Origin of the sequence: Micrococcus sp. HMSC31B01 (assembly GCF_001816085.1) — a bacterium.
GTDB lineage: Bacteria > Actinomycetota > Actinomycetes > Actinomycetales > Micrococcaceae > Micrococcus > Micrococcus luteus.
In genome coordinates this window covers 1-2,300 of the sequence record NZ_KV824923.1, presented here as the reverse complement: position 1 = coordinate 2,300, position 2,300 = coordinate 1, and the positions used below count along the sequence as shown (strand labels likewise).

The following is a 2,300-nucleotide window of genomic DNA, read 5'->3' as shown; positions in this document are numbered from 1 at the left end:
CCCCCGCGCGGCGGACCCGCCGCGCCCACCCGCTTCGAAAGGACACACCATGAGCGCCGACCAGCAGCGTCCGCACGGCTCCTCCGACGCCGAGCGCGGCTCCGAGGAGGAGCCCATCGTGTTCAACGACCGTCGCCGCATCGACCCCGAGACCGGTGAGCCCCGCGTCTCCGCCGAGAGCGCGGCCGAGCAGGCCGAGGACGGCGACGCCCTCGCCCAGGCCGAGCGCATCCTCGACGAGGCCGGCGCGGAGGCCGGGACCGAGGCGCCGCAGCCCGCGGCCTCGGACCGCGAGGCCGAGCTCGAGACCGACCTGCGCCGTCTGCAGGCCGAGTACGTGAACTACAAGCGCCGCGTGGACCGCGACCGCGACCTGGCCAGGGACGCCGGCGTGCTCAAGGCCGTCACGGCGCTGCTGCCGGTGCTCGACGACATCGACGCCGCCCGCGCCGCCGGCGACCTGACGGACGGTCCGTTCGCCGCCATCGCGACCAAGCTCGACACCGCCCTGGCCGGCCTCGGCCTCGAGCGTCACGACCAGGAGGCCCTGGCCGGCGTCGAGTTCGACCCGGCCGTGCACGAGGCCGTGATGCGCCAGCCGCACGCAGAGGTGCCCGCGGACCACGTGGTCCAGGTCTTCCGCAACGGCTACCTCCGGGACGGCCGCGTGCTGCGCGCCGCCCAGGTGATGGTCTCCGCCGGAGACGAGTGACCCCGTCGGCCGGCGGCCCACCCCGCCGCCGGCCGACCCCCTGACCGATACACACGAGAGGAGGCACCATGGCCTCGCAGGATTGGATGGACAAGGACTTCTACGCGACCCTGGGGGTGTCCAAGGACGCCTCCGATGCGGATGTGAAGAAGGCCTACCGCAAGCTCGCCCGCACCCACCACCCGGACCAGAACCCCGGGGATGAGGCGGCCGAGAAGAAGTTCAAGGAGATCTCGGAGGCGTACGCCGTCCTGAGCGACCCCCAGGAGCGCCAGGAGTACGACGCGATCCGCGCGATGGGCGGCGGCGCCCGGTTCTCCGCCCCGGGCGGTGCCGACGGCGGCGGCTTCGAGGACGTCTTCGGCGGGATGTTCGGCGGCGGGGGCGGCCCCCGCACCACGCAGTCCGGGCCCGACCTGTCGGACCTGTTCAGCGGGATGTTCGGCGGCGCCGCGGGCCAGACCGGCGGCTTCGGCCCCGGCGGCTTCGGCCCCGGCGGCTTCGGCGACGCCGGCTACGCGCGGCCGCGCCCCACGAAGGGCGCGGACCGCACCGCCACCACCACGATCTCCTTCCGCGGCTCGATCCAGGGCACCACGGTGTCCCTGCGCGCCCCGGACGGCGAGACGATCGAGGTGAAGATCCCGAAGGGCATCCGCGACGGCCAGAAGGTCCGTGCCCGCGGCAAGGGCGCGCCCGGTGCGGCCGGCCGCGGCGACCTGCTGGTCACCGTGCACGTGCGCGAGCACGAGTTCTTCCACCGGGACGGGGACGACCTGCGCATCACCGTGCCCGTCACCTTCCCCGAGGCCGCCCTCGGCGCCACGATCGAGGTGCCCACGCTGGAGCGCCCCGTGAAGGTGAAGGTGCCGGCGGGCTCCCAGTGTGGCCGCGTGCTGCGCCTGAAGGGCCGCGGTGTCGAGCGCGGGACGACGACGGGTGACCTGCTCGTGGAGCTGCGCGTCACCGTGCCCACCACGCTCAACGACGACGCCCGCGCCGCCGTCGAGGCCCTGCAGTCCGCCACTGCCGGCGACGATCCGCGGCGGGAGCTGGCCCGGAAGGCAGCCTGGTGAGCGCCCGCGACGGCGCCGCCCGTGCGGACCGGGGCCGCGAGGGGGGTCCCGACCGGCACGCCCCGGTCTTCGTGATCTCCGTGGCCGCCGAGATGGCGGACATGCATCCGCAGACCCTGCGCCAGTACGACCGGCTCGGCCTCGTGGTCCCCGCCCGCCAGGACGGACGGCACCGCCGCTACTCCCTCGCCGACGTCGAGCGGCTGCAGACCGTGCAGACCCTGAGCCGCGAAGGCATCTCGCTGGAGGGCATCCGCCGCGTGATCGCGCTGCAGCGCGAGGTCGAGCAGCTGCAGGACACCGTGGTCGAGCTGGCTGCCCAGGTGGACCGCCTCCACCACGCCTCCCGCCTGGCCCGCGTCTTCACCGTGGGCTCCGGCGGTGACGTCTCGGCCCGCTACGCCGACCGGATGGCCGTCCGCCGTCACGCCGCGGCACGGGCCGGGGCGGACACCGCGGGCGAGGCCTGCCCGAGCGGCCTGCGGAGGCTGCCCTCCGGCGTCGCAGGCCTC

General features: G+C 75.1%; 3 protein-coding genes. All 3 read left to right on the top strand.

Translation table 11 applies throughout. From position 1 onward, the window contains the following. Positions 1 to 49: 49 nt before the first annotated feature. A complete protein-coding gene (locus HMPREF3105_RS01660; RefSeq protein WP_070708624.1) occupies positions 50 to 712 on the top strand; it encodes a nucleotide exchange factor GrpE in 663 nt (220 codons plus the stop codon). A 68-nt stretch (positions 713 to 780) separates the two neighbouring features. Further along, positions 781 to 1,788: a DnaJ C-terminal domain-containing protein gene (locus HMPREF3105_RS01655; protein ID WP_069941130.1), complete on the top strand. Its 1,008-nt coding sequence runs from the start codon at positions 781 to 783 to the stop codon at positions 1,786 to 1,788. Next, positions 1,785 to 2,300: heat shock protein transcriptional repressor HspR (locus HMPREF3105_RS01650; protein ID WP_070708623.1), on the top strand; the 516-nt coding region annotated here is incomplete at its 3' end. The genes HMPREF3105_RS01655 and HMPREF3105_RS01650, both read left to right, overlap by 4 nt.

What these genes read in the sequence shown, in the direction of transcription:
- HMPREF3105_RS01660 (WP_070708624.1), top strand. Translation starts at nt 50, where the DNA reads ATGAGCGCCGACCAGCAGCGTCCGCACGGCTCCTCCGACGCCGAGCGC.
- HMPREF3105_RS01655 (WP_069941130.1), top strand. Translation starts at nt 781, where the DNA reads ATGGCCTCGCAGGATTGGATGGACAAGGACTTCTACGCGACCCTGGGG.